The sequence below is a fragment of the Ruegeria sp. L12 genome (genome assembly GCF_056531745.1).
In genome coordinates, this window is record NZ_JBQFMH010000014.1 from 45505 (window position 1) to 70412 (window position 24908).

The window sequence follows — 24908 nt, forward strand, 5'->3', positions numbered from 1 at the left end:
GGTATTATTCTGCCGGAAGCGCAGGGGGCACTTCCTGGATCGTGTGGGAGATCTCTCGGTTCACGCGATTGAGCGCGAGCCGTTTCCAAATCACGAATATTGCGGGAATGACAAAAAGCGTAAGAAGGGTCGCTGTCACCATGCCCCCAATCATCGGCGCAGCGATCCGCTGCATGATTTCAGAGCCTGTACCGGTGCCGTACATGATGGGTATCAGTGCTGCAAAGATCGTGGCTACAGTCATTACCTTCGGCCGAACCCGAAGAACGGCTCCTTCGAACACCGCGTCTTCGATATCGTCACGTGTCAGCTTTCGCTGTTCCGATTGCGCCAGCCCTCGACGTTTCTCCCAAGCAAGATTGAGGTACAACAACATGACAATCGCTGTTTCCACGGCAACTCCCGCCAGCGCGATGAAGCCCACGAGCACAGCAATTGAGATATCGAAGTTAAGATACCATAAGAACCAAACCCCACCTGCCAATGCGACCGGGAGCGCCGCAAGAATTATCCCGACCTCAATCACCCGATTGAACGCCAAGAAAAGCATGAGCGTGATAATTAGCAGGGTTGCAGGAGCAACGATCGTCAACCTGTCCTGCATTCTCTCTATGTACTCATACTGCCCTGACCAAGTCAGCGAGTAACCTGGAGGCAGGTCGACCTTTTCTGTAACCACCTCTTGTGCTTCGGCCACATAGCCGCCCAGGTCGCGCCCCGCGATGTCGATGAACACGAACCCAGTTCGTCGAGCGTTCTCTGATCGTATCATTCCCGGCCCGTCAACTATTCGAATATCGGCGAGAGCGGACAGTGGCACATGAGCACCCGACGGCGTGACGACAGGAAGATTTTCGAGCCGTTCCGGGCTGTCTCGCCATGCCTGAGGGTACCGAAGGTTTATAGGAAACCTCTCCAGCCCCTCCACAGATTCCGACACTTGCATACCGCCAATTGCGGTCTGCACTACGTCCTGAACTTCTCGAACACTCATCATGTATCGGGAGGCGGCATCTCGTTTGACGTCGATTTCGATGAAACGCCCGCCAACAGGTCGCTCTGCGTAGGCGGAAGCCGTTCCATCAATATCAGCGACCGCACGCTCTACTTCGATCCCTATATCTGTAATGACCTCCAAGTCGGTGCCGGATATTTTGACACCGACAGGAGTACGGATACCTGTCGCAAGCATATCGATGCGGTTCTTGATAGGTTGGATCCAAACATTTGTAACGCCCGGAACCTGAACGATACGATCGAGCTCATTCCGGATTTTCTCCATTGTCATGCCGGGGCGCCATTCTTCTTCCGGCTTGAGTTGGATTGTGGTCTCCACCATCGTTAGAGGTGCTGGATCGGTTGCAGTCTCCGCACGCCCAACTTTACCGTGAACAGTTTCGACTTCTGGCACGGTCGCGATCAGGCGGTTGGTCTGCTGCAGTACCTCACGGGCTTTTCCCGTCGAGATCCCGGGGTAGAAGCTCGGCATGTAGAGAAAATCACCTTCGTTCAACTCGGGCATGAATTCAGAGCCAATTCTCTGGTACGGGTACCACATGGACGTCACCAGAACGCCGGCCAACAGTGTTGTTGCCCATGGCCAGGCAATTGCCGCGTCCAGAAATGGGCGGTACACGAACACAACCAAGCGATTTAGCGGATTTTTTCGCTCCGGTAGAATACGCCCCCTTACAAAGTAACCCATCAAGACCGGAACCAGCGTTATCGAAAGGATGGCGGCTGCAGCCATGGCGTAGGTTTTGGTATAAGCGAGTGGCGAGAAGAGCCTACCTTCCTGATTTTCCAGAACGAAAACAGGCAAAAAACTAACCGTGATAATCGCCAGAGAATAAAAAAGGGCTGGTCCCACCTCAGAAGCGCACTCTTGCACAATCCGCCATCGGTTCTCTGCTGTGAGCTTTTCTTTTTCCAACCGCCTGTGCATCGCCTCGATCATCACAATCGATGCGTCGACCATCGCACCAATAGCGATGGCTATGCCGCCGAGCGACATGATGTTTGCGTTTACTCCTTGCGCCTTCATCAGAATAAATGCGGCAAAGATTCCCAGAGGGAGCGACAGAAGAATTACGAGGGATGACCGCAGATGAAGTAGAAAAGCCGCGCACACAAGAACAACGACAATGAATTCCTGCGTCAGTTTCTTCTGGAGGTTATCGATAGCACGCTCGATCACACCAGATCGGTCGTAGGTCGTTATGATTTCGACCCCCTCCGGCAGGTTTGAGCGCAACTCTTCGATGCGCGCCTCCACCGCTTTGATCGTTGCCAACGCATTCCCACCCCATCGCAGAATGACTACTCCACCAACCGCGTCTCCTTGCCCGTCGAGTTCTCCGACACCGCGCCGCATTTCCGGCCCCAGACGGATTTCAGCGACGTCTCCAAGCGTCAGAGCGGCGCCACGGTCGTTGACCATCAACGGCGCGCTTGCAAGGTCTGACAATTCGTCAATGTAGCCCGAGGACCTGACCATGAATTCGGCTTCCCCCATCTCAATGACGCTGCCGCCCGTCTCGCGGTTGGCCGCCTGAATAGCCGTCCTCAATTGTGCAAGTGTTATGTCATAGGCACGTAGTTTGTTTGGGTCGACGACGACCTGGTACTGTTTGACCATTCCGCCGATGGTGGCGACTTCTGAGACGCCTTCCACGGCTTGTAATTCGTATTTCAGAAACCAATCCTGCAGAGTCCTGAGCTGAGCCAGATCATGATTTCCGGTTCTGTCAACCAGCGCATACTGATAAATCCACCCGACCCCAGTCGCATCAGGGCCAAGTTGTGGTGACACGCCCTCAGGTAAGCTGCCGGTAATCTGGCCCAAGTATTCGAGCACACGCGACCGAGCCCAGTAGAGGTCCGTCCCGTCCTCAAAGACAACATATACAAAGCTGTCTCCAAAGAACGAGAACCCGCGAACGTCTTTTGCACCGGGTACGGCCAATAGGGCTGTCGCAAGTGGATATGTGATTTGGTTTTCGACAACTTGAGGCGCTTGCCCGGGATATGGCGTGCGAACAATTACCTGGACATCCGACAGATCCGGGATTGCATCAACCGGCGTCTCACGAATGGCCCAAATACCCGCAACTCCTATCATGAATGCGAGGGCCAAGATGACGAACCTGTTGGCGAGCGAAGAACGAATGATGGCCGTGATCACTGCGTAACACTCCCATCAAGCGCGACCTCTAACAGCGTCATCGAAAAGTCGGGATTGCGGCGAAGGATCAAAGAAACATCAATCCCTACAGGCAAGTTAGAAACCTCAATCCCCTCCGCAACCGGGAAATCCATGGTCATGCCCGGCATGCCGATCTCAGTCATCGGACCGTGTGTTACGTTCGCGGTACGCGCGTTCGGGTCGATACTGTTAATCCGGCCAGAAACCTGAAGTGGCGGTGCAATAGGCGTTGCCGCAGCCAACACCATTGTCATGCCATCTGCACGCGCGAAAGTCAGAGTCATTTCAGAACCGACTTCGAGCATGCTTGTGTCCAATGTAGGTTCTAATGGGAAATCCATGGTCATTCCGGGCATGCCAATCTCAGTCATCGGCCCGTGAGTGATGGTTGCCGTTCCCGCCTCAGCATTAACGAGGTTGATCGTGCCGGTGACTACAATCGGTGGAGCAGAAGGCGTGTCGGTTTCTTCGGGTTCAACGGAATCCGTCGGCGGCGAGCCCTCTTCGCGAATTGCCACAATCGAGAACATCCCCCCTTCTCCCTCAGCCAGATCAAACTCAATTGGCATGTCGATTGGCACGGTAGTGAGATCTACTCCTACAACAGGCAAATCCATTGTCATGGCGGCCCAACCGAGCTCGGGGATCGGTCCGTGCTCAAGCGTCAATTTGCCGTCTGAAGTGACGGCGCGCGCGATTCCGGCACCAGTTCCGGCAATACCATCGTCTGGTGCAAGCTCCATCAGGCTCAGAAGCCCATCCGCACCCCGTGCGATCACGAAAGCGACTGCGTCGCCTGCACTCAAGCTGTCGAGCGAAACACCAGACCTCACCGGAAACTGCGAAGTCATTGCGGGCCAATCGAGGCTTTCGAGAACATCGTGACGAACAGTTGCCATACGATTTTGGGCATCGAGTGAAACCAGGGTGCCTGCCCCGCGTGCTGGTTCGGTATCCGTTGGTGCCATTCGGGTGAAACCGGCGCTCAAAGCACTTTCACTGTCGATTAGAAACTGTGCGGATGCGACAACTTCCTCACCAGGTTCAAGCCCTTGCAGAACTTCTGTTCGACCCCCCTCGCCGAAACTGTCTCGAAGACCTGTAGTCACCAGTCTCGGGCGAAAAGTACCATCGCCTGTTTTTAAGATGACGCGTTCCGCCGAACCGGTACGAATTAACGCCTCTGATGGAACAGTGAGAACATTTCGGCTTTCATCCGGTATAAGGCTAACACTGCCAAACATGCCCGGCCGCAGCACGCCGTCGGTGTTATCGAAACTAAGCCTTACGGGAAGAGTTCGGGTTTGCGGATCAAGCTCAGGGTAAACATAGTCGATGTCGCCTTCGAAGGTGCGACCGGGTAGGTGCTCGAACCTTGCTATCGCGCGCATATCTTCCGACAAACGTGCAATATCTCGTTCAAATACATCAACGATCAGCCATACTTCAGAAAGATCGGTTACCGAAAAAGCAAGCGTGCCTGGCTGCAGGTACATGCCATCGGCGGCATTCAGAGCTATGACGACACCGTTTTGAGGTGCCTCAATTTCCACATTTCGAACCAACTCACCGCCCGCCTCAATCTCAGCAACCTGACGAGCGGACATACCGTGGCTGATCAACTTATTGCGCGCCGCGTCCAAAATCCGCGGGTCACCAGCTTCGACTGCGCGTACAAGATCGCCGGTCGCAGCTGCGATCAGTGGTGAAAAGAGTTCAAATAAAACTTGCCCCTTCTCAACGCGATCACCGACCGCTCGAACTTTCAGTTGCTCAATCCAACCTTCAACACGCGTATGAACGTGATTGGTCAGGTGTTCGTCAAAGCCGACGAAACCCACCGTTTCGATGCGAGGTTCGATATCAGTCATGCGTGCAACCGCAGTTCGCACACCAATTGCGTTGATTTCCGCAGCGCTCAGGGTGACTTCTTCAGGGTCGCCGGTAGGTTCCTGCCCAGAATAAACCGGGATCAAGTCCATACCCATCGGCGATTTTCCAGGTCCAGGCTGCCGAAAATTCGGATCCATCGGTGCTACCCAATAAAGGACCTCTGGTTCGTTCGACTGGCCCTGATCAATTGGATTCAGGTACAGTCTTTCAAGAAAGACACCTCCACCCAGGCCAATCGCCAAGGCAAGTACTGATAGTGCCGCATATCTTCCACGCATAATAATCTCCTGACGGTCGCAGTGCATGCTCGAACCGAAACAACATGAAAACCCGCGCTGACGGGCCTGTGGATGTTAGGAGATTTGTGGAGGACGATCGGGCGTCAGAGGCGCTTGAGAGTTGTGGATGTCGGAATCCATGTTACGGTTTTTCTGGCCAAAAGCTTCAGCCAAAACCGCAAGTCCTACGTGGGTCGGATATTCGCCAACACAACAGATACCGGAATGACATTCTCCGCTGTGATTTACGTGGCTATCCGTGTGGATTTGGCCAGTCGTCGGATGCAAACCGCTATGGTCGTGTTTGAAGTCTGATGACTTTGCAGCCATTGAAACGCCGTGAGGCTCAGAGGTGCTACTGTTTTTGACGTCACTGCTCGCGACCACAACAGTGCCGACGAAGGTCATCGCCAAGCAGACGCATGTCAGAAACGTCATTCGCAACACTGAGAAAAACTTCCACTTCATCCCGTGCAGTTAGGACGAACGTAACGAGTGTTCAAGCCAGTCGGAGGAAAAAACAGGTGAGTTGGTGCGCTGTATCGAAATGAAGCGGATTCCCGCGAATACACGTAACAAACTGCCAAAATAGGAGGCAGTTCATACGATGAGCGCATCTAAGTTTGGCCGAGGTTCTTCAGGATCGGGCAGTCGGGACGGTGGTCTCCGGCACATTCATCGATTAAATGAGACAGTGTAGCATGCATGGCCTTCAGGTCCGCGATCTTGGCATCTATTTCTTTTAGGTTCTGTTTGGCGATATCCTTCACGTCCGCGCTTGCGCGTTCTTTGTCCTCGTACAACGCCAGTAGTGAACGGCAATCCTCAATGGTAAAGCCCAATGAGCGGGCCCGCCCGATGAAGGCCAGTTTGTGCAGTTCCTTTTCGTCGAAATGTCGATACCCGTTCAGACTGCGCCTGGGTTTGATGAATCCGATATCCTCGTAATAACGGATGGTTTTGGCAGGCAGACCCGAACGTTCTGCTACATCTCCGATATTCACAGCGGTTCTCCTATTCTATTCAGCAGGCGCTGATCGCAGCGCCTGCTCTTCATTCTGCGAGATCTGTTCTCGCCCAACTTTGATCGGCTTAACCCAGCGCAACCGCAGCGCGTTGGTCAGGACAAATACACTGGACAGCGCCATGGCACCTGCAGCCAAAACCGGCGACAGCAACGGGCCGCCAAACGGATAGAGCACCCCCGCTGCAACCGGTATGAGCAGCGTGTTGTAGCTGAAAGCCCAGAACAGGTTTTGGCGGATGTTACGCATGGTGCGCTGACTAATATCGAAGGCGTTGACCACGCCTGTCAGGTCGCCTGACATCAGAACGACGTCAGCCGCCTCGATGGCGATGTCAGTGCCTGTCCCGATCGCAATTCCTACGTCAGCCGCCGCCAGAGCGGGGGCATCATTGATGCCATCACCCACAAAGGCCAGTTTTCCGCCATTTGAGCGCAGATCTTGCAACGCGGATACTTTACCCTCTGGCAGAACCTCGGCCACGACATGATCGATGCCAAGCTGCGCCGCGATGGATTTGGCTGTAGCGGTATTGTCGCCGGTAATCATCGCTACTTTCAGCCCCAGTCCGTGCAAAGCTTCAATTGCGTCTGGCGTGGTGGTCTTGATTGGGTCCGCCACGGCGATGACGGCTGCGATAACTCCGTCTACGGAGGCATAAAGTGGAGTCTTTCCGTTGATTGCGAGTTCAGCGCCCCGATCAGACAACGCGCCCATTTCAACCCCTTCGCGACTCATCAGGCGGTCGGCCCCGATCAGGATTGTATGGCCTTCGACTGAGGCGCTTACCCCGTAACCGGTGATCGACGTGAAGTCTTCTGGCTTCGAAAGCTCCAGACCACGGGTTTCAGCCGCGCGCACGATGGCCGTGGCGATCGGATGTTCGGATGTGACCTCAACGGCAGCAACAAGGCGCAGAACCTCATCCTCGGCCAATCCTTCGGCCACAATCAGGTCGGTCAGCTCCGGACGCCCTTCGGTCAAGGTCCCCGTCTTGTCCACCGCAACAACGGTGGTTTCCTGCAGCATTTGCAAGGCGTCGCCCTTTCGAAACAGGACACCCATCTCGGCCGCGCGGCCGGTGCCGACCATGATTGAGGTGGGTGTGGCCAACCCCATGGCGCAGGGGCAAGCAATGATCAGTACCGCAACCCCGGCTACCAACGCCAAGCTGAGCGCAGGATCGGGTCCGAACAACATCCAAACCAGCACAGTCATTACGGCCACAGCGATCACTACCGGCACGAACCACAGCGTGATGCGGTCAACCAAGCCTTGAATCGGAAGCTTGGCACCCTGTGCTTGTTCGACCATTTGAATGATCTGGGCCAACATAGTGTCTGCGCCGATCTTTTCAGCCCGGTACGTCAATGCGCCCGCGCCATTAACTGTTCCGCCGACCACAGTTGCGCCCTCGGTCTTTTCGGCAGGAACCGGCTCGCCGGTGATCATGCTTTCATCGACATATGACGCGCCGGTCACTACGGCACCATCCACCGCGATTTTTTCGCCCGGTCGAACGTGCACAATATCCCCTACAACGATCTGCTCGATCGGTAGCTCGACAACCGATCCGTCGCGCTCAACGCGCGCTGTTTTTGCCTGCAGACCGACCAGTTTTCGGATCGCTTCACCAGTTCGCCCCTTGGCGCGCGCCTCGAGGAACCTCCCCAGCAATATGAGAACCACGATCACCGCTGCGGCCTCGTAGTAGACGTTTGCGGTTCCGGCGGGAAGAACACCCGGCGCAAAGGTGGAAACAAGCGAGAACCCATAAGCCGCCGAAGTGCCCAGAGCCACCAGAGAATTCATGTCCGGCGCGCCTTTGAACAAGGAAGGGAATCCCTTAGTATAGAACTGCAAACCTGGCCCAAAAAGAACGATCGTGGTTAGAAGGAATTGCAGGTAATAGCTGTTCTGGATGCCGATCGTGCTCGCTATCAGGTGGTGCATGCCCGGAATAACATGCGAGCCCATTTCAAGGATAAAGACCGGCAAAGCGAGCAAGGCGGCAAAGCTTGTTCGCCGGGCCAATTGGCGAATCTCTTTGGCTTTGCGGTCTTGTGGTTCGGTCTGCGTCGCGGATCGCAGGCTCGCCGGATAGCCAGCAGATGCCGCAAGCGCCGCGATGGCTTCGGGTGTTGTGACTCCCTCAGCATAACGTACAGTTGCACTTTCGGTGGCCAGATTGACCGACGCGGACAAGACGCCATCATCTGCTTGCAATGCCCGTTCAACGCGCCCCACGCACGATGCGCAGGACATGTTCTGAATATCCAGCGTTACCTCTTCCGTCCGTGCCAGATATCCGGCGCTGTTTAACGCATCAGCAATGGCCGCTTTATCGGCTGGATCGCGGAAATCGACCTGAACGCTTTCGCTGGCGAGATTAACCGAAGCGGCATCTACCCCTGGCACATCTTTCAACGCGCGCTCAACCCGCCCTACGCAGGACGCACAGCTCATACCCTGAACTTGAAACCTTGCATGTGAAATTTCAGTCATATTGTCACCACCAATGTTCTGCTGACGGGAAACATAAGGGTTCCAGCAAGTGGAAGGTCAAGGGATGGGGCTGACTTTCTTTGCCACTAATTTTGACGATCCAATAATCACGACTTGACCTTCCTGTGCTGGAATACTTTAGCCGGGACGACGGAACACAGGAGCAAACATCCATGACGACCCTAAATATCCCGGATATGAGCTGCGGGCACTGCAAGTCAGCTATCGAAAAAGCCGTTGCCACGGTGGATTCCTCCGCACAGTTGGACTTTGACATGGAAAACCGCAGGGTACGTGTCTTAAGCACCAATTCACTTGATCATATCCTTGCAGCGCTGAAGTCCGAGGGATACGAAGCCACGATCGCATGATAAACTTAGGAGCGCACATGCTGTCGCCCCCTTGGTTCTATCTTGCGTCTCTGACTGCCACGATTAACCGGGTCATTTCATCTTCGGTGATCAGACCCGGGGCAAGCGCATCTCCAATCACAAACGAAGGAGTGCCACTGAAGCCAAGCTGTCGGGCCAATTCCATGGAAATCTGAATATGCGCGTCGACTTCCGGCGCTTCCATATCTGCGCGCAATTGATCCTCGTCCAGGCCAAGTTCCCGAACAACTTTCAGTACACTGGCCTCAGTGGCACGACCGTTCAGAGCCATAAGCGCCCAATGAAATTCTTCGTATTTTCCCTGGTTTCGTGAGGCCAGCGCAGCGCGTGCCGCGAAGTCGGAACCTTCTCCAAGTATGGGCCATTCTCGATAAACAATTCGCACATCGGAATCGCCCGCGATTACGTTCTTCACGACCGGGGCAGCGCGTTTGCAATATGGGCAGTTATAGTCGAAAAACTCGACCACGGTTACATCGCCTTCCGGGTTTCCGATTACAGGCGCATTCGGATCCTGTTCCAGCAATTCACGCTGATTTTCCAAGACGCTTCCAATTGCTTCGGCTTTTGCCTGATCCTCGCGCTGTTGAAGCAATTGAATCGCCTGCATGATGATCTCAGGGTTTTCCAAAATGGCTTCGAGAGCCAGCCGTTTTACATCGGAGTCAGACAGCTCGTCGGCGCGTGCCATAGGAATGCCAATCGACATGGCGATAGCGACTAAGCCTGCAAGTATTCGTTTCACATCAGTTTCCTTCCGTTTGTTCTGCTTCGGTGCGTTGCTCTTGCAGCTTGCGTTCCCGATCCGGCCAACTCTCCTGGATGAAGGCGAGGATGTCCCAGATATCCTGATCCGACAGAGTGTCCCCGAAGCCTGGCATGCCGCTTTTGACGTCAGCGACACCCATCTGTTTCAAAGTTTGGTCCCCGCCAAACTTTGTATAGTCGAACAACAGCTTGTCGCCGTGATGCCAGGTATGCCCGGTTCGGTCATGCGGGGGCGCCCGCAAGACGCCATCCGGATCAGGTGTTTGCCAATCCTGCTGACCCTCCAAATTTGCCCCGTGGCATGACGCGCAGTTTTCGGCGTACAAAACTGCACCACGTGCCGAATCCGCTGATGCACTGTTCTGCGCACGCCCACTCAGGCCCCAGCCAGCGACCGCGACAATGATCACTACAGCAGCCAGTGACACCCATTTCGCCGAACTCTTGTTCATCATGCCACGCTCAGCCAGGTCTTCATACCAGCGGCCTGATGCGACAGCATATGGCAATGAAACAGCCAATCCCCCGGGTTATCCGCAACGAACGCAATCTCCCGCTTTTCTATCCGGTCAACCAGGATTGTGTCCCGCAGCGGCCCTAGGTTGCCGTTTGGCAGAACTTCCTGAAAGTGCGTCCCGTGCAAGTGCATAGCGTGCGGAAAGACGGTGTCGTTCTGCATCTGAATCCGGACTATGTCGCCACGCGAAACGGCAGCAAGGGGGTTTTCAGGTAACCCGGCGACACCGTTGAATGTCCAGATCTGCCCTTCCTGAACCAATTCATTGGTGCTCATGACCTGGCCGTTAAAAGTGCCTTGACGCAGTCCGCCCATCGCCCCGCCTTCCATCACTAATGGGATTGTCAAAGCGTCAGAAACATCTTCGAGAAAGGAAACAGGGTTGGGTGGCAGGGCTTCTATTGCACCGCGGTTTGCGGATGCACCGCTTCCCGAAACCGGGATTTCAGCAATGACAAACGATTCATCGCGTTCGTGAAGAGTTATTTGAACGGCTTCGTTCGATTCCGCTGTGACATCAACAATTAAGTCTGCTCGCTGTGCAGGCCCAAAAACAAGGGTTTCAAAATCCTCTGGCTGCCTTACAGGCATGCCATCATAAGCGACCAGTTTCCCGTTTGCGCCACCTACTGAGACATACATGATCCGATCAGTTGCCACGTTGACCATTCGAAGTCGCAAACGCTGGTTTGTCAGAACTTCTGTCATGGGCGATATGTGTGCGTGAACGTAGTTTCCCATTCGGCCTGCATGCGTCCAGTCATGCATCGCGCCGAAATCATCGACGATTTGGGCGTCCTGACCCAACCTCCAGTCATCCAGCAGGATCGTAATGTCATGATCCGTGTCCGGCGGGTCCATTTCGTCGACGATGAACGCGCCGTAAAGGCCCCTGGCCACTTGTTCCGTTGACTGGTTATGAGAGTGGTACCAGAAGGTTCCTGCATCCTTCAGAGGCAAGTCATACTGAAACTCGCCGCTTGTTGGTACAGCCTCCTGTGTAAGACCCGGCACCCCATCCATGTTGTTTGGAACCCGCAGTCCATGCCAATGGATTGCCGTAGGCTGAGGCAGTGAGTTCAGGAGTGTCCGGCGAACCGTTTCGCCCTGCCGGGCACGAATTTCGGGGCCCGGAACACCGCCATCATATCCCCATATCTCGGTTTCAGGATAGCTGTCGGGGGCAACACGTGCCAATCCTGAACGCGCCTCGATTATTCGGGGGGCGGTAGCCGCCCTCCCGATAGTCGGCACTGCGATTAGTGCCGACGTGCCTGCAACGAATTGCCTGCGATTGAGCTTCATGAGGACTTCCCTCCAAAGAAAATTTGATCTCTCACTCGATTACCCCCCGTCGTGCACATCCAGCAGATAGGTCGCCATTGCCTTCCGGTCTTCGTCTGTCAGAAAGCTGGTGCCATAGTTTACGACCTCTCCCATGGCGCCGCCGAAGACATCGCCATCAGGCATGACGCCGGTGCGCAACGCGTAGGCCAAATCATCTACCGTCCAACCACGCTTTTGCAGGGTCTCAAAGTCGATGGCCGGTGCCTTGTCACCGCCCGGCAGAGAGTCACTTCCCTTGAAGTGTTCCGTGTCCGAATTTCTTGCGCCAGCCAGGTTCCTCCCGGTGTGGCAGGCCGCACAATGTGTGGCACCTTCGACCAGTAGCCGGCCCCGGTTCCACACTTCGTCATTGCCCGGCACGGGATCAGTGCGGGGTGGTTCCAGAAAAGCCGCGCGCCACAGCTTCAGGCCCCATCTCTGATTGAAGGGGAACGCCATTTCCTGTTCTTTTGACGGTTCCGCTACCGGTGGAACTGTTTGCCATGCGGCCCAGAGATCGGCGATGTCCTGATCCGTGAAATTGGCATAGAATGGATAAGGAAAGGCCGGGTAATAGGGTTGTCCGCCGGGTGATACGCCTTGACGCACCGCGCGGGCGAACTCCTCGATTGTCCAATCACCGATCCCGTGATCGGGATCTGTGGTCAGGTTCGGCGAAAAGAGCGTGCCGAACGGGGTATCCAACTCCACCCCACCGGCCAAGGCCGCGCCCCCTTTGGCAAAATCTGTGTGGCAAGCGATACAACCACTTGCCCTTGCCAGATACGCCCCGCGGTTAACGTCACCCTGAATGTCGAGAGCTTGTAAGGGCTGGCCAATCGGCCAAGCCATCACAGCAACAAGTCCCGCTGACGCCGCTACGGCGGCAGCAAGGCCCAATCGGAATATCGGTCTCATGACGCATTCCTATTCCGACCGAAATTGCGTGTGACACGCCGAGCATGTCTGGCTCAGCATCATGAACACACCATCTGCCGGCATTTCAGAAAGTTGTGCCTGGTTTGGACTGCCGCCCATCATTCCGGCACCCATCATAGAACCGCCACCCATCATGGATGCGCCGCCCATCATGCCCGAACCATGGCCCGACCCGGACATCATCAACCCGTTGTCCGCCGCAAGCACAAGGCCTTCAGAGTAGGATTCCAACTGCCTGGCTAACTCTGCAAATGAACCCCAATCCTGCCAGATCTCCGATTTGGCCTCCGAGGGTTTGCCATCAGATCCCTCTGGAAACAGCTTTGTCATGCTCTCGCCAGCGTGACGCCCGATTTTCTTGGCCTCGCTTCGTACCGTTTGCGCATTGTAGGGCGTTTTCCCCTGCATCATCGGCGTAAGGATCTTCATGCTGTCCTTCATCGCGGACATACCATCCATGCGTTCTTTGACGATGCCGGTTGCGCCACCATGCGCCAGGGCGGCGGCTGCAAACAGAGAAACCAGGGCAACGCCTGTGGTCATTTTCAGAATGTTCATTGTTTTGTCCTTGTCGTCTGCTTCGACGCGCCCAGGTTGAGCGCAATTCGACTGGTCAGATCAGGACACGCGGCGGTGGTGGGTCAAACGCCGCGATACCGAGAACCCGGTATTGGGCTCGAGGGATCGAGTATCTTTGTTCAGTATCTTGGGGGCCAGGCGGTGGTGGACCCATCGAAAATAGACCAACAGCGTTGCAAATCGTTCCGCCATGACAATGTCCGGGATGACCCTGCTTGACATGCTCAACGTCCGCGGAGTCCGTTTGGTCAATCACGTGCTGAGAACCACTGCCATGTGCATGAGCAGAATCGGCCGTCACAAGCAGCCCGCCAATGGTCAGCACCATTGACAGTATGATGTAACGAATTGCACTGCCCATTCGGCTCGTCACCTTCAGAAAATCCCGTTTTCCTGCTGCAGCTCTCTGATATACGCCACGATGCCCTTCACATCCGCACGGGTCAAGCCATCGACCGGCGGCATATTGCCGAACTTCCAATGGTGTGCCCGAACTCCATTCTGGACTGCCACATAAAATGACTCGTCCGAATGGTGGCTTGGTTCATAGATTTTATGCACCAAAGGTGGTGCAAGGCCTTCCAGACCTGTTGCATTCGCGCCATGGCACGCCGAGCATTTGGCGTCGAATGCCACTTTGCCGACGGCCGCAAATTCGCTTAGCTGGTCCGGCAGAGTGACGTTTTCGATTGGGTCTCCTTGCTCCAGTGCTGACGTATCGGGCGGCGTCATCGAGTGACCTGTTGGTTGCTGATTTAAGTTGTAGACGAACGCGGCGGCGCCTGCGATCACTACTCCGCCGATCAAGAGTGTAAGTTTATCCATCTCTGTTCTTCACATGATTGTCAGTTCTTAGGTTCAACGCGCGCAAAAAAAATCGGCCTGACCAAGGTCAGATCAGTTTTACCTGAGTGCCCACAGTGGCCAGTTCGAACAATTCCGCAATCTGCTCGTTGTACAAGCCAATGCAGCCGTTGGAGGATCTTCTCCCGATCTTGCGCGTGTCGTTGGTGCCGTGGATCCGGTAGTATTGCCAGCTCAAATAAAGTGCATGTGTCCCCAGAGGATTCTCCGGACCCGGGCCCACATAATCGGGCCAAGCGGGGTTGCGCTTTTTCATTGCTGGTGTCGGTCGCCAAGACGGCCCTTCGACCTTGCGAGTAACTGTGGTGTAGCCCAGCCTTGTAAGGTCTTCCGTCAGCGGTACGCTGGTTGGATACATTCGGTAGACGCTTTCGTCTTCCGACCAATATTGCAGGACCTTGGACTGTGTATCGGACAGGATCACACCATTCTTAAGCGTATCAAAGTGGTCCTGCCATTTAGCAACGCGGAATGAGGAAACATTGCGGCGCGTCCCCTCAGTTGCCGTTGATTGGGCCCAAACGGCCGGTGCTGGAAAAAGCGTCGTCGCAGCAAACGCGGCAATCACTCCACGTCGCGTAACAACCTTTCCTTCTTTGCTCCGTTTCATGCCTGCCATCCCAAAGTTTATTCTTTTTTTCCGACTCAAATAACTCGTATGCCCGGTTCCTGCGCTGGAAGGTCAACACGCAAATGACATTTCATATGGGATGTCTCGTCTGAATTGTCGTTGCCGTTGGCGCAGGGATATTTCCTTAGAAGGCGGACCCAAATCATCAAGTCATTGTGGAAAAGCAATTTTTCTTGGACGTAACTCCAGGCTGCTTTAAGCAAAACCTGACTTTCTTGAATCAACCGAACACAAAAAAGCAACGCTAACAATTGCTTAGTTCTTGGTGAATTGATGTGATCACCCGTCGATGCGAGGGTAGCAGGCACTACAAATGACAATCACAGTGGACTAAACACCATGTCCTTCAGGAAAGCTTTCCAAGCACTGGCCGCACTTTTGTTCATCGGCGCTTGTACCGAAACAACGTCAATATCTGCAGATAGCGAGCCCGGAACGCTTTCCCAAGTTCCTGACGCCGTAGCCCAGATTGCTGCTCCGGGCCAGGACCTGAACGCAGTGAAAATCATGCCTGAGGACGGTTGCTATTGGTATCGCTATGTTGGGCCAGTTGAAACAACCTACCTACCACTTAGGACTATTGAAGGGCGCCCAATCTGTACGCGCGCCTGACAAGCGCCTGTCAGCTGGTCGCGGTCAGAAGCCGCTCGGGAGGGTAGAGATGAGCCGTGGACCCTGGCCTGACACGATCATAAAGCCCGATGATATGTGGCATCGCCATCCTTACGCAGCCAGAACTTGCGCGACCTCCGATAGATCTTGGATAAGGCGTTCCGTGAATTCGCAGGTATGTGTCGCGACCACCTTCGAACAGATAAAACGCCCTTGATCCCAATGGGTTTGTCGGCCCACCGGGCACACCATCTGCGAATTGCGCATATTCATCAGGGTCGCGCTCAATCATTTCGGCTGTAGGAGTCCAACGCGGCCATTTGGCCTTTCGCTTGATCGTGTAGACTCCGGGCTCGTAAAGATTGCCTCGGGCAATGGCTACGCCGTAACGCATTGCTGTGCCACCGTCTTCGATGAAATACAGATATCGTGCCACCGCGTCGACATGAATGTCACCCGGAGTAAGTGGTCGATTGGTTTGCACACGCTGAGGCAGGAAACGTGGGTGTAAACCCCAGGGATTGGATGTTGCGGGATCAAAATTGGCTGGAGTTACTTGCGCATCCCACTCCGACCATTGCGAGGCCGCCGCCGACGTCACTCCAAAAACCGGCTGAGAGAAAATGGCGAGCGAGGCTGCAACAAAATGTCGTCTGGTCAGCATTGATAGCGCTCCTATTGGCTGGTTGGTGTCTGGAGTTAGTACCCAGGGGATTAGACAATCCGCGACGGGGGAAGATTTGTCCATTCAATTATTCGTTCGATATCGCTTCGACCCACCCGCGAGTTTTCAAGGCTTAAAGTGACCTAGGCAGCTTCGTGTTTAACCTGAAACTTCACCAGGCGTCGGGACGACAATGCCTGCTGTTCATACCCCTAAAAACTTCCCTGTTCCGGCCGTGTCTATGCACCAAGTAAGGCCCAAGCAAATGCTGGACTGGTTTGACAGCGTCAAATTCGCTTCGCGCCAAAACAGCTTGACCTTCCATCGTGGGAAGGCGTTAGCAGAGGTCTCCAATCCAAATTTTGGAGTTGAATGTGAAAGAAAAACAGACTGCAAACGCGCCGCAGGCGTCAGTACCGGTTAGCGGCGGCAAGATAATGAAATGGGGCATGATGGTATGTTGCATTGCCATGATAACGCCGATCGCTCTCTACTTGATCGCCGGCGGGACGGTTGGTGGGCTTTCTGACTCCTTGGGTCTTTTCGCACCGTTGATCCTGTGCCTCGGAGCCCATTTCTTTATGCACAAGGCGATGGAAAAATCCTGTCATTCGAACAAATCTGAATCGGAAAGACCAAAGGCAACAGACGCCGCGGTCGGACCGAACCCAGTACACCGGCAATAATCTTCAATCATGAAGCTTTGGTGCTCAAGGTTGGCCGCCATGTCGCTGGCCGCTCTTTCGCTGGCGGCTTGCGCACCACGCCCTAAACTATGCCCGCTGCAACCGCCGCAGCCTGAATACGCCCTGCCCCAAGGTTGCCGGGTTCAATGGGAGGGCGCGGATGGCGGGGCCTATTTCATCTGCGAAGACGGGCGCGAAGGTTTCGTGAGCTGATCGTGGGGATGTGACATTCCGGCTCGTTGACCCTCCAGCGCTGGAATCTGGCAGAGACGGGTGCAAAACAACCGATGGCAACGCGCAATGGCAAGAACACTCCTAAATTTATGTATTATGATCTTGGGGTTAATCTTTGGCCAGACTTCCGCCGGGACAAGCCTTGCAGCTACATCCCAAGCGTATGAATCAGAGCCCCTGGTCGCACACATAATTACCGCGCAGGACGGGATCGCGCCTGACGTCAAGACGATCACTGCAGGACTGCATCTGAAACTGGGCGAAGATTGGAAAACCTACTGGAAGTCGCCTGGTGAGGTGGGAATTCCGCCCAAGATCACTTGGAACGGCTCGCAAAACGTCAGCGACGTACAGTTTCACTGGCCCGCGCCGATCCGTTTTCGCGCCTTCGGGATCGAGAATTTCGGGTACAAGGACGAAGTGGTCTTTCCGCTGACCGTCACACTCGAGAACCCCGGAGCGCCAGTTGACTTGAAGGCCGCTGTGACAACGCTGATCTGTTCCGATATCTGTGTGCCGGTCGAGTTTTCGCTGGACTTGTCGCTGACTCAGGGAACGGGTCGGGATCAGGACTCGGCCCGGCTTATAAATGCCTTTCTGTCGCGGGTGCCAACCACGGGAAACACAAGCGGAATGAAGTCCGACGCCGCGACCCTGGATACCGAGTCCGAGATGCTGACGCTGAATTTCACCAGCGACCTGCCCTTTGATGCGCCTGATGTCTTTCCCGACATGGGACGTGACACCGCGTTTGGTGCACCCGACATCCGGCTCGCTGGCGACAGGCGTCAGCTATGGGTGCAGTTCCCGGTCCTCGCTCTGGCACAGGACCCCCCCGCCTTGTCCGTCACGGTTACCGACACCAACCGCGTGGCCGAGTTTTCGCCCCGTACCGACGCTCCCCCTACCCCGCCACCATATGAGATCGCGGCCGCCGAAACTTCAGCCAGCGCGCTGGTCTGGATCATTTTGCTGGCGCTGGGCGGCGGGTTGATTCTGAATGTCATGCCCTGCGTACTGCCAGTGCTTTCGATCAAGCTTTCCTCGGCGGTAAAGGCTCGCGACCGCTCTGCGGCTCAGATTCGCGCCGGGTTCCTGGCTTCGGCAGCCGGAATCCTGACATTCATGTGGCTGTTGGCGGCTATCACCATTGCGGCGCGGTCGCTGGGCTATTCCGTCGGCTGGGGCATCCAGTTCCAGAATCCGCTTTTCCTTGCGGTGATGATCGTGGTGCTGGCGGTTTTTGCAACCAGCCTCGCGGGCTTGTTCGAGATCACGCTGCCGCAGTCGCTGAACACCCGGCTTGCCCATGTCGAAAAGGGCCGCGTGTCGCTGGTCGGGGATTTCCTGACCGGAGCCTTCTCAGCAGTTCTGGCGACGCCCTGCTCGGCCCCCTTCCTCGGCACGGCGGTGGCCTTTGCCCTGACCGGCCGACCGGTGGATATCGTGGCGATCTTCACCGCAATGGGGGTCGGGCTGGCCATTCCTTACCTGCTGGTTGCAGTGCACCCGAAACTTACCGCCGCTCTGCCTAAACCGGGGCGTTGGATGGTGGGATTAAAATGGGCCCTGTCGGCGGCACTGCTGACCACGATCGGCTGGTTGGTCTGGGTGATGGTCGGGGTGGCCGGAGACACTGCTGCAACTGCTACCGTGCTGGCTGCAACTGTTCTGGTCCTGTTGATCTGGAAAAGTACGATGATGCCACCCGTTTTGCGCTGGACAGCCCTGTTGCTGACGCTGACCGCAGCGTTTGCCGCACCGGTTGCGATTGCCGGCAAAGACCGGTCCAGGCTGCTTGAACCAGCCGGAGAGATCCCTTGGATTACCTTCAGCCGCCCCGAAATCGCCCGCCTTGTGTCGCGCGGCGAGGTGGTTTTCGTCGATGTCACAGCCGACTGGTGTCTGACCTGCAAGGCCAACAAAGCGCTGGTGCTGGAACGCGGCGAGGTTCTGGCAACACTGCAATCGGACAAAGCAATTCCGATGCAGGCCGACTGGACCCGCCCCGACGATGTGATCGCCCGTTTCCTTGAGGACAATGGACGGTTCGGGATCCCCTTCAACATCGTCTACGGCCCGTCGGCCCCCGAAGGCATCGCCCTGCCAGAGATCTTGACCACGAACGCCATTCTCGACGCGATGGAACAGGCCGCGCCGATTGCGGGCGGAGCCGTGGAAAGCGGATCCTGACCCCGGAGTTCACATATCCCGGACGCGGTTGCTCTGCTGCGCTAAACGCATGGTCTCGTGCTCTTCCATATCCAGTATCGCCTGAAAGAGTTCGCGTGCCTCGGGTATCTCGGCACGCCCGTGCAAATACCGATATAAGTCGATCACCTGATTGTGAAGATCGAAGACCGCTTCGCAGATCTCATCGACGCTCATCTGTGCGAACGGCCTGTCGCAGGCGCGATGTGGGTCGATCGGCTCATTGCCCAAATAGTCATATACCCAGGTGTTGAGCGCTTTGGGATCGGCTCGTTTCACGAAACCATCGACGATTTTCTCCAGAGCAGCCTCATGATCGGCGAGGTAGGTAAGCAACATCCTGGCCAGCTCCTGCTCTGACTGTGTCGAACAGTGGGCCAAACATTCGGCGAGCCAATGATGCATTTCCCGCGTCCAGACAATTAGATCAGAAAACGTTTCAACTTTCATGGTCTCAACCTCCTAAAGATCGGCATGCGATAGCCTAAACCGGAATTTTCCAGATGGCTCACTGGGCATCAGCGCGAAGTCGGCGCCGGCCCGATCCACGCCGGGCTGCGGGAATCAACCCCCCAGTTCCAGCAATGCCCGGTCGATTGCCACCTTGCGCGGATCCCCCTGCGGCAGGTCATCCGCCAGATCCCTTGCCCTGCCATAGGCGTTCCGGGCGCCGTCGGTCTCGCCCAGCACCGAATAGGCGTTGCCCAGCCGCATCCAGCCGTCCAGATCGCCTGGGTTTTCCTGCATCCGGCTCGCAAGCCGTTCGACCATCGAGCGGATGAAGGCCTGCCGGTCTTCGTCTGACATCTCCTCGGCCGCCGCCACCTGATCGGCAGTTGGGCCGGGCATGGAAGGGGCAAAAGCCGCCAGATTCACCGGAGCCCGTCCGATCGACGGGGCGATGCGGTTAAGCTGGGCCACAAAACTCTCCATCCATGGCCGGAACTCCTCTTCGGCGTCCATCCGCGTCTTCAGTAGGTCATAGGCCTTATCAGGCGATCCAGCCTGCTCCAGACCAATGGCTTTGTAGAATGTCGCTGCTGGGTTCGATGGGTCCAGTTCCAAGGCTCGTTCAAACGCCCGATCGGCCTTGGGCGTAACGACACCGTCATCGGCATAGACCAACGCCTCGCCATATTGCGACACCAGCGCTGAATTCGCATTGGGTCGGTCCAGCAACCCCTCGAACGCGTCTGCGGCATCTCCAAAGCGTCCCATACGCATATAGGTCTGAGCCAACAACACCCATCCCTCGGTTGGCCCGCCGGTTTCATCCGCCTCAAGCCGCGACTTCAGGCGCACGGCAAGGTCGGCGATTTCACGGGCTTCGGCCTGCTCCCCCTCGCGTTGGGCAAATGGCTGGCTGGGGATGTAGGGACTACCCAGTTGCCAATAAAGACCGGCTCCGAGCGCTGGAACTACCAGCGCGGCAAGTAAAATCAGCGCACGCCCGGAATGGCCCATTATCGCTTTGTCGTCCGATTGCCGGTCAATCGCCTTCAGGCGACGTTCTATCTCGGCTCTGGCGGCCTTGGCCTCTTCGGCTGAGATAATTCCTCGTTCCAGGTCCTTCTCCACTTCGCCGATCTGGTCGGAAAAGATGGCAGAGGCGCTTTCGCGTCTCGACAAGTCCGAGGTCTTGCGCCCCAGGCCGGAGAGGGCGAGCGTCAGAAACACCGCCACGGCCATGAATGAAAAGATAATCCAGATCATGCGTGCGGCTCCGTGAGTGAATGGTTTTCGGGATTCCGTTCTTCGCTCGCGCCGCGTTCCGTCTCTTGTTTTCGCGACTTCCGATATCGGCGCGCATTTTGGGTCAATACCGCTGCAGTCGCGATACCACCCAGCCCCAGGATGACGATAGGCGCAACCCACAGAATGTAAGTTGATGGCTTCCATGGCGGGTTGAACAGAACATAGTCGCCATAACGCGCAACCAGAAAGTCCATAACCTGCTGGTCCGTGTCGCCTGCCACCAGCCGTTCGCGCACAAGCAGACGAAGGTCGCGCGCCACGCCAGCGTTAGAACTGTCGATGTCTTGGTTCTGGCACACCACGCATCGCACCTGTTTCGAAATCGCCCGGGCCCGCTCTTCCAATACCGGATCTGCAAGTATCTCGTCGGGCTCAACCGCGAATGCCGGCTGCGACACCAGCATCGCCAGAGTGACCGCGGTAATTACAATGCGACGTATCATGACGCCTCTCCTCCGGCCGCCCGCGCCTGATCCAGCGCGGTGCGCATCTTTGAAATTGCCTCGTCGCCCAGCACCGGGCCGACAAAACGGAATACGACCTTGCCCGCGCCATCAATCACAAAGGTCTCCGGCACGCCGGAAATCCCCCATTCGATCCCGGCTCGGCCGTCCAGGTCGGAACCGATGCGCTCATAAGGGTTGCCCAGATCGTCGAGCCATTTCCGCGCGTCCTGCGGCTTGTCTTTGTAGTTAATGCCCATCAGGCGAATGCCCTCATCGCGTACCATACGCGTCAGCACCGCATGTTCGGCCCGGCAGGGCACGCACCAGGACGCAAACACGTTGACCACGATCGGAGCTGACCCGTCATTTTCCACCAGATCGGTACTGGACAGCCCGTGGGTATCCAGCCCTTCGACCGGCGGCAAGTCGAACTCAGGCACCGGCTGCGAGATCAAAACAGACGGGATTTCGTTTGGATCGCGATCGGGATTCAGTCCCCATAGCAGGAAGGCACCCAGGATGCCGGCAATCGTAATTGGGAACAGTGCAAATAGACGTTTCATTGCCCTACTCCGCCGCCACCGCAACGGAGCTCTGCCCAGTCCGTTTTCGTGGTGCACCGACGCGTAGACGCCGATCGGAGAGTGACAAGACACCACCAAATGCTAACAATCCTGAACCTATCCAGATCCAGACCACCAATGGCTCATACAAGATACGCAGGGTCCATTTGCTCTGTTCTGATTCCGCCGCCGGTTCCGATATTGAGGCGTAAAGGTCCCCTGCCAACGTCGTTCGAATTGCTGACTCGGTCGTACTGGTACCCGCCACGAGATAGGCCCTGCGCTCGGGTTGAAGCGTGGTGACATAAGCGCCATCGCGAAATACCGTCAGTGTGGCCGCGCGAGACAGATAGTTCGGACCGCGAAGCTGTTCCACACCGTCAAAACGCACGTCGAACCCTGCTATCTCAATCTGTGTTCCGGGCTCGGCAAAAGTCACGACCTCGGATTTCCAAGCGCTGGACCCGATAAAGCCGATCATACAGACAGCCAACCCCGCATGGGCCACGACCATGCCGTAATGAGAACGCGGTAGGCTGCGGGCCCGACGCAGGGACTCGGCCAACGGTGCCTCACCCAGCTTAATTCGGCTGGCCCACTCTGTCAGCACAGCGCCCAGCAACCAAACCGCAAGGCCGATCGACACTACCGCCAAGGCTGGGCCGCCGGTATCCAGATACCACACAAGCAACGCTACGAGCAGGCTAACCCCGGCCACCCATTTGAGCCGGGACAGAACACCGCGCAAATCCGCCCGCTTCCATGACAACAGCGGCCCAATCCCCATTACAACGACTAGAACCAGCATGATCGGCACGAAACTGGCGTTGTAATAAGGTGGTCCAACCGAAATCTTTTCACCTGTCACAGCCTCAAGCAAAAGCGGATAAAGCGTACCGAATAGAACCGTCGCCGTTGCGGTGGCCAGCAGCAGGTTGTTAATAAGCAAACCGGCCTCGCGGCTGATCGGGGCAAAAAGACCGCCGCCCTCCATCTCCGGTGCGCGTATGGCAAACAGCGTCAATGAACCACCGATCGCGACAGCCAACAGCGCCAAGATGTAAATGCCGCGTTCGGGATCGACCGAAAACGCATGGACCGATGTAAGCAAGCCTGAGCGGACAATGAATGTCCCCAACAAGGACAACGAGAAGGTCAAAACGGCCAGTAGGATCGTCCAACTTTTGAAGCTGCCGCGCTTTTCGGTCACAATGGCCGAATGGAACAGCGCTGTGCCAGCAAGCCAGGGCATAAACGAGACATTCTCGACCGGATCCCAGAACCACCAGCCGCCCCAACCCAGTTCGTAATAGGCCCACCAGCTGCCCAGAACGATACCAAGTGTCAGAAACACCCAGGCCGCCAATGTCCAGGGTCGGACCCACCGCGCCCATGCCGGATCGACCCGCCCCTCAATCAGGGCAGCCACGGCGAAAGAAAATACGATAGAGAAGCCGACGTAACCCAGGTATAGGAACGGCGGGTGCATAGCCAGGCCGACATCCTGCAACAGCGGATTTAAATCCTGACCATCCAGCGGTGCCGGAAACACCCGGTCAAACGGGTTCGAGGTGAACAGCATGAATGACAGGAACCCCGCGCTGATCCAGGCCTGCACTGCCAGAGTGCGCGCCTTGAGTTTCAGTGGGATGTTCCGAGCCAACAGAGACACACCCAGCCCGAAAATCACCAATATCAGAATCCACAACAGCAGCGACCCTTCGTGGCTACCCCAGGTCGCAGCCACCTTGAAAAGCATCGGTTTCAGCGAATGAGAATTGCTGGCCACATTTAGCACAGTGAAATCGCTGACCACGAAGGACCACATCAGAGCGGCGAAGGCGATAGCAACCAGCGCTGTCAGTAGGACCGAGGTCGCAGATGCCGATCGCATCCACATGACATTGTTCCGTGCTGCTCCAATCAAGGGAAATACGCTTTGCACCAAGGACACGGCCAGGGCAAGCGCCAGGGCGAACTGCCCGATTTCCGGTATCATTCCAATCCCTCCGGATTTCCGGTTTTGCGGCCTTGTCCGACAATCCAGCGCTGGAGGGTCAAGCGCATTATTGCCGCACCCCCTTCGGCTGATGCATGCTTGACGAGCGCAAATCTGGCCGGCGGCCTTGACCTTCCAGCGCTGGAGACCCCCACCATTTCGACTTCACCGATGGACGTACCGAACACTTTGTTTTCAGGGCAGGGACTCAGGAAACAAACGAACACGAGGGCATCATGACACGGAGCAACAGCAAGATTACGTGCGTCTGGCAACGCCTCCAGGCTGTAATACTGGCTGGGGGGCTGAGCCTTGGGTCAACTGCCATGGCCCAACCGGAAACCCGTCCGGCTGACAACGTGGCGATGAACCCGCAAGCCTCCAGCAACATGTCAGGTATGGGAAGCATGTCCAGGATGATGCGCCCCGACGCGGTGCCGCCAACGGGTGTCGTTGGCGGTATGCATCCACCCGAGGGTGTTTTGATGCCTGTGTTCTCTTACATGAACATGGAGATGGACGGAAATCGTACCGGAACGCAGTCGCTGTCTACCTCGAACGTTCTGTCGCAGTATCCGATCGCGCCGCTCAGCATGAGCATGAACATGGCGATGGTCGGCCTGATGTACGGTGTGACCGACGAGATCTCGGTGATGGCGATGCTGCCCTATACCCGCAAGACGATGAAGCACCAGACCCGCATGGGCCAGACCTTTAAGACCAGGTGTCACTGTACCCTAATTAATCAGAATTTGCGGATTCACGGCGTTCCGGGGCGTTTTTGTACCCTTAATTGCAATATATCCACAGGTTCCG

The 24908-nt window shown here is 56.2% G+C and carries 22 protein-coding genes; 5 read left to right on the plus strand and 17 right to left on the minus strand.

The features are described 5' to 3' along the window. Positions 1-4: 4 nt before the first annotated feature. From ACR0K9_RS18200 to ACR0K9_RS18215, 4 genes are all read right to left on the minus strand, one after another. Entirely contained in the window at positions 5-3184 is a 3180-nt protein-coding gene (locus ACR0K9_RS18200; RefSeq protein WP_170417917.1) for an efflux RND transporter permease subunit, read from the minus strand. Continuing rightward, positions 3181-5376 carry an efflux RND transporter periplasmic adaptor subunit gene (locus ACR0K9_RS18205; RefSeq protein ID WP_170417912.1) on the minus strand — a complete coding sequence of 732 codons (2196 nt, stop codon included), beginning with the start codon at positions 5374-5376 and terminating at the stop codon, positions 3181-3183. The genes ACR0K9_RS18200 and ACR0K9_RS18205 overlap by 4 nt, the downstream gene beginning before the upstream one ends. A gap of 617 nt (positions 5377-5993) precedes the next feature. Further along, on the minus strand, positions 5994-6380 hold the full coding sequence (gene cueR / locus ACR0K9_RS18210; protein ID WP_152460772.1) for a Cu(I)-responsive transcriptional regulator: 387 nt from the start codon (positions 6378-6380) through the stop codon (positions 5994-5996). 15 nt (positions 6381-6395) lie between these two features. After that, positions 6396-8906, minus strand: a complete 2511-nt coding sequence (locus ACR0K9_RS18215; RefSeq protein WP_170417908.1) for a heavy metal translocating P-type ATPase — start codon at positions 8904-8906, stop codon at positions 6396-6398. Between the two features lie 173 nt (positions 8907-9079). On the opposite strand from ACR0K9_RS18215, the gene ACR0K9_RS18220 reads away from it, so the two are divergent. Next, the gene (locus ACR0K9_RS18220) at positions 9080-9277 is read left to right on the plus strand and encodes a heavy-metal-associated domain-containing protein (RefSeq protein ID WP_170417905.1); all 198 of its coding nucleotides are present in this window, start codon (positions 9080-9082) and stop codon (positions 9275-9277) included. A gap of 37 nt (positions 9278-9314) precedes the next feature. Here the strand turns inward: ACR0K9_RS18220 and ACR0K9_RS18225 are convergent, their stop codons facing one another. The 8 genes from ACR0K9_RS18225 to ACR0K9_RS18260 form a co-directional block, all read right to left on the minus strand. Continuing rightward, entirely contained in the window at positions 9315-10043 is a 729-nt protein-coding gene (locus ACR0K9_RS18225; RefSeq protein ID WP_414478956.1) for a DsbA family protein, read from the minus strand. A 1-nt stretch (position 10044) separates the two neighbouring features. Then, the gene (locus ACR0K9_RS18230) at positions 10045-10518 is read right to left on the minus strand and encodes a c-type cytochrome (RefSeq protein ID WP_171724989.1); all 474 of its coding nucleotides are present in this window, start codon (positions 10516-10518) and stop codon (positions 10045-10047) included. Next, positions 10518-11888, minus strand: a complete 1371-nt coding sequence (locus ACR0K9_RS18235; RefSeq protein WP_170417903.1) for a multicopper oxidase family protein — start codon at positions 11886-11888, stop codon at positions 10518-10520. The genes ACR0K9_RS18230 and ACR0K9_RS18235 overlap by 1 nt, the downstream gene beginning before the upstream one ends. 39 nt (positions 11889-11927) lie before the next feature. Continuing rightward, positions 11928-12827 carry a c-type cytochrome gene (locus ACR0K9_RS18240; protein ID WP_170417899.1) on the minus strand — a complete coding sequence of 300 codons (900 nt, stop codon included), beginning with the start codon at positions 12825-12827 and terminating at the stop codon, positions 11928-11930. Positions 12828-12836: 9 nt separating this feature from the next. Next, on the minus strand, positions 12837-13406 hold the full coding sequence (locus ACR0K9_RS18245) for a c-type cytochrome (RefSeq protein ID WP_170417895.1): 570 nt from the start codon (positions 13404-13406) through the stop codon (positions 12837-12839). A 396-nt stretch (positions 13407-13802) separates the two neighbouring features. Continuing rightward, complete coding sequence (locus ACR0K9_RS18250) at positions 13803-14252, minus strand: c-type cytochrome (protein WP_170417891.1); 450 nt, start codon at positions 14250-14252, stop codon at positions 13803-13805. A gap of 67 nt (positions 14253-14319) precedes the next feature. Continuing rightward, positions 14320-14910 (minus strand): L,D-transpeptidase, encoded by a 591-nt coding sequence (locus tag ACR0K9_RS18255; protein ID WP_170417888.1) that lies wholly within the window; start codon positions 14908-14910, stop codon positions 14320-14322. A gap of 634 nt (positions 14911-15544) precedes the next feature. After that, on the minus strand, positions 15545-16198 hold the full coding sequence (locus ACR0K9_RS18260; RefSeq protein WP_050605720.1) for a L,D-transpeptidase: 654 nt from the start codon (positions 16196-16198) through the stop codon (positions 15545-15547). 374 nt (positions 16199-16572) lie between these two features. On the opposite strand from ACR0K9_RS18260, the gene ACR0K9_RS18265 reads away from it, so the two are divergent. The 3 genes from ACR0K9_RS18265 to ACR0K9_RS18275 all read left to right on the plus strand — a co-directional run bounded on the left by ACR0K9_RS18265 (position 16573) and on the right by ACR0K9_RS18275 (position 19311). Then, positions 16573-16884 carry a DUF2933 domain-containing protein gene (locus tag ACR0K9_RS18265; protein ID WP_255612174.1) on the plus strand — a complete coding sequence of 104 codons (312 nt, stop codon included), beginning with the start codon at positions 16573-16575 and terminating at the stop codon, positions 16882-16884. Positions 16885-16923: 39 nt separating this feature from the next. Further along, positions 16924-17097, plus strand: coding sequence for a hypothetical protein (locus ACR0K9_RS18270; protein WP_170417885.1), 174 nt, complete (start codon positions 16924-16926; stop codon positions 17095-17097). 117 nt (positions 17098-17214) lie between these two features. Continuing rightward, on the plus strand, positions 17215-19311 hold the full coding sequence (locus tag ACR0K9_RS18275; protein WP_480825336.1) for a protein-disulfide reductase DsbD family protein: 2097 nt from the start codon (positions 17215-17217) through the stop codon (positions 19309-19311). 9 nt (positions 19312-19320) lie between these two features. On the opposite strand, the gene ACR0K9_RS18280 is transcribed toward ACR0K9_RS18275, so the two are convergent. The 5 genes from ACR0K9_RS18280 to ACR0K9_RS18300 form a co-directional block, all read right to left on the minus strand. Next, positions 19321-19779: an ATPase gene (locus tag ACR0K9_RS18280; RefSeq protein WP_170417881.1), complete on the minus strand. Its 459-nt coding sequence runs from the start codon at positions 19777-19779 to the stop codon at positions 19321-19323. 114 nt (positions 19780-19893) lie between these two features. Beyond that, the gene (gene ccmI, locus ACR0K9_RS18285; RefSeq protein ID WP_170417878.1) at positions 19894-21042 is read right to left on the minus strand and encodes a c-type cytochrome biogenesis protein CcmI; all 1149 of its coding nucleotides are present in this window, start codon (positions 21040-21042) and stop codon (positions 19894-19896) included. Continuing rightward, positions 21039-21527 carry a cytochrome c-type biogenesis protein gene (locus ACR0K9_RS18290; protein ID WP_170417876.1) on the minus strand — a complete coding sequence of 163 codons (489 nt, stop codon included), beginning with the start codon at positions 21525-21527 and terminating at the stop codon, positions 21039-21041. The genes ccmI and ACR0K9_RS18290 overlap by 4 nt, the downstream gene beginning before the upstream one ends. Further along, entirely contained in the window at positions 21524-22093 is a 570-nt protein-coding gene (locus ACR0K9_RS18295) for a DsbE family thiol:disulfide interchange protein (protein WP_170417873.1), read from the minus strand. The genes ACR0K9_RS18290 and ACR0K9_RS18295 overlap by 4 nt, the downstream gene beginning before the upstream one ends. A 4-nt stretch (positions 22094-22097) precedes the next feature. Beyond that, positions 22098-24092, minus strand: a complete 1995-nt coding sequence (locus ACR0K9_RS18300; RefSeq protein WP_170417870.1) for a heme lyase CcmF/NrfE family subunit — start codon at positions 24090-24092, stop codon at positions 22098-22100. Between the two features lie 326 nt (positions 24093-24418). On the opposite strand from ACR0K9_RS18300, the gene ACR0K9_RS18305 reads away from it, so the two are divergent. Continuing rightward, positions 24419-24908 (plus strand): hypothetical protein (locus tag ACR0K9_RS18305; protein WP_480825338.1); only part of this gene is annotated, 490 nt, incomplete at its 3' end.

Bases quoted from the DNA above. Each gene is read 5' to 3' on its own strand.
- ACR0K9_RS18205 (WP_170417912.1), bottom strand. From the start codon at position 5,376: ATGCGTGGAAGATATGCGGCACTATCAGTACTTGCCTTGGCGATTGGC.
- ACR0K9_RS18215 (WP_170417908.1), bottom strand. From the start codon at position 8,906: ATGACTGAAATTTCACATGCAAGGTTTCAAGTTCAGGGTATGAGCTGT.
- ACR0K9_RS18220 (WP_170417905.1), top strand. From the start codon at position 9,080: ATGACGACCCTAAATATCCCGGATATGAGCTGCGGGCACTGCAAGTCA.
- ACR0K9_RS18230 (WP_171724989.1), bottom strand. From the start codon at position 10,518: ATGAACAAGAGTTCGGCGAAATGGGTGTCACTGGCTGCTGTAGTGATC.
- ACR0K9_RS18235 (WP_170417903.1), bottom strand. From the start codon at position 11,888: ATGAAGCTCAATCGCAGGCAATTCGTTGCAGGCACGTCGGCACTAATC.
- ACR0K9_RS18240 (WP_170417899.1), bottom strand. From the start codon at position 12,827: ATGAGACCGATATTCCGATTGGGCCTTGCTGCCGCCGTAGCGGCGTCA.
- ACR0K9_RS18245 (WP_170417895.1), bottom strand. From the start codon at position 13,406: ATGAACATTCTGAAAATGACCACAGGCGTTGCCCTGGTTTCTCTGTTT.
- ACR0K9_RS18250 (WP_170417891.1), bottom strand. From the start codon at position 14,252: ATGGATAAACTTACACTCTTGATCGGCGGAGTAGTGATCGCAGGCGCC.
- ACR0K9_RS18255 (WP_170417888.1), bottom strand. From the start codon at position 14,910: ATGGCAGGCATGAAACGGAGCAAAGAAGGAAAGGTTGTTACGCGACGT.
- ACR0K9_RS18260 (WP_050605720.1), bottom strand. From the start codon at position 16,198: ATGCTGACCAGACGACATTTTGTTGCAGCCTCGCTCGCCATTTTCTCT.
- ACR0K9_RS18270 (WP_170417885.1), top strand. From the start codon at position 16,924: ATGTCGCTGGCCGCTCTTTCGCTGGCGGCTTGCGCACCACGCCCTAAA.
- ACR0K9_RS18275 (WP_480825336.1), top strand. From the start codon at position 17,215: ATGATCTTGGGGTTAATCTTTGGCCAGACTTCCGCCGGGACAAGCCTT.
- ACR0K9_RS18280 (WP_170417881.1), bottom strand. From the start codon at position 19,779: ATGAAAGTTGAAACGTTTTCTGATCTAATTGTCTGGACGCGGGAAATG.
- ccmI (WP_170417878.1), bottom strand. From the start codon at position 21,042: ATGATCTGGATTATCTTTTCATTCATGGCCGTGGCGGTGTTTCTGACG.
- ACR0K9_RS18290 (WP_170417876.1), bottom strand. From the start codon at position 21,527: ATGATACGTCGCATTGTAATTACCGCGGTCACTCTGGCGATGCTGGTG.
- ACR0K9_RS18295 (WP_170417873.1), bottom strand. From the start codon at position 22,093: ATGAAACGTCTATTTGCACTGTTCCCAATTACGATTGCCGGCATCCTG.
- ACR0K9_RS18300 (WP_170417870.1), bottom strand. From the start codon at position 24,092: ATGATACCGGAAATCGGGCAGTTCGCCCTGGCGCTTGCCCTGGCCGTG.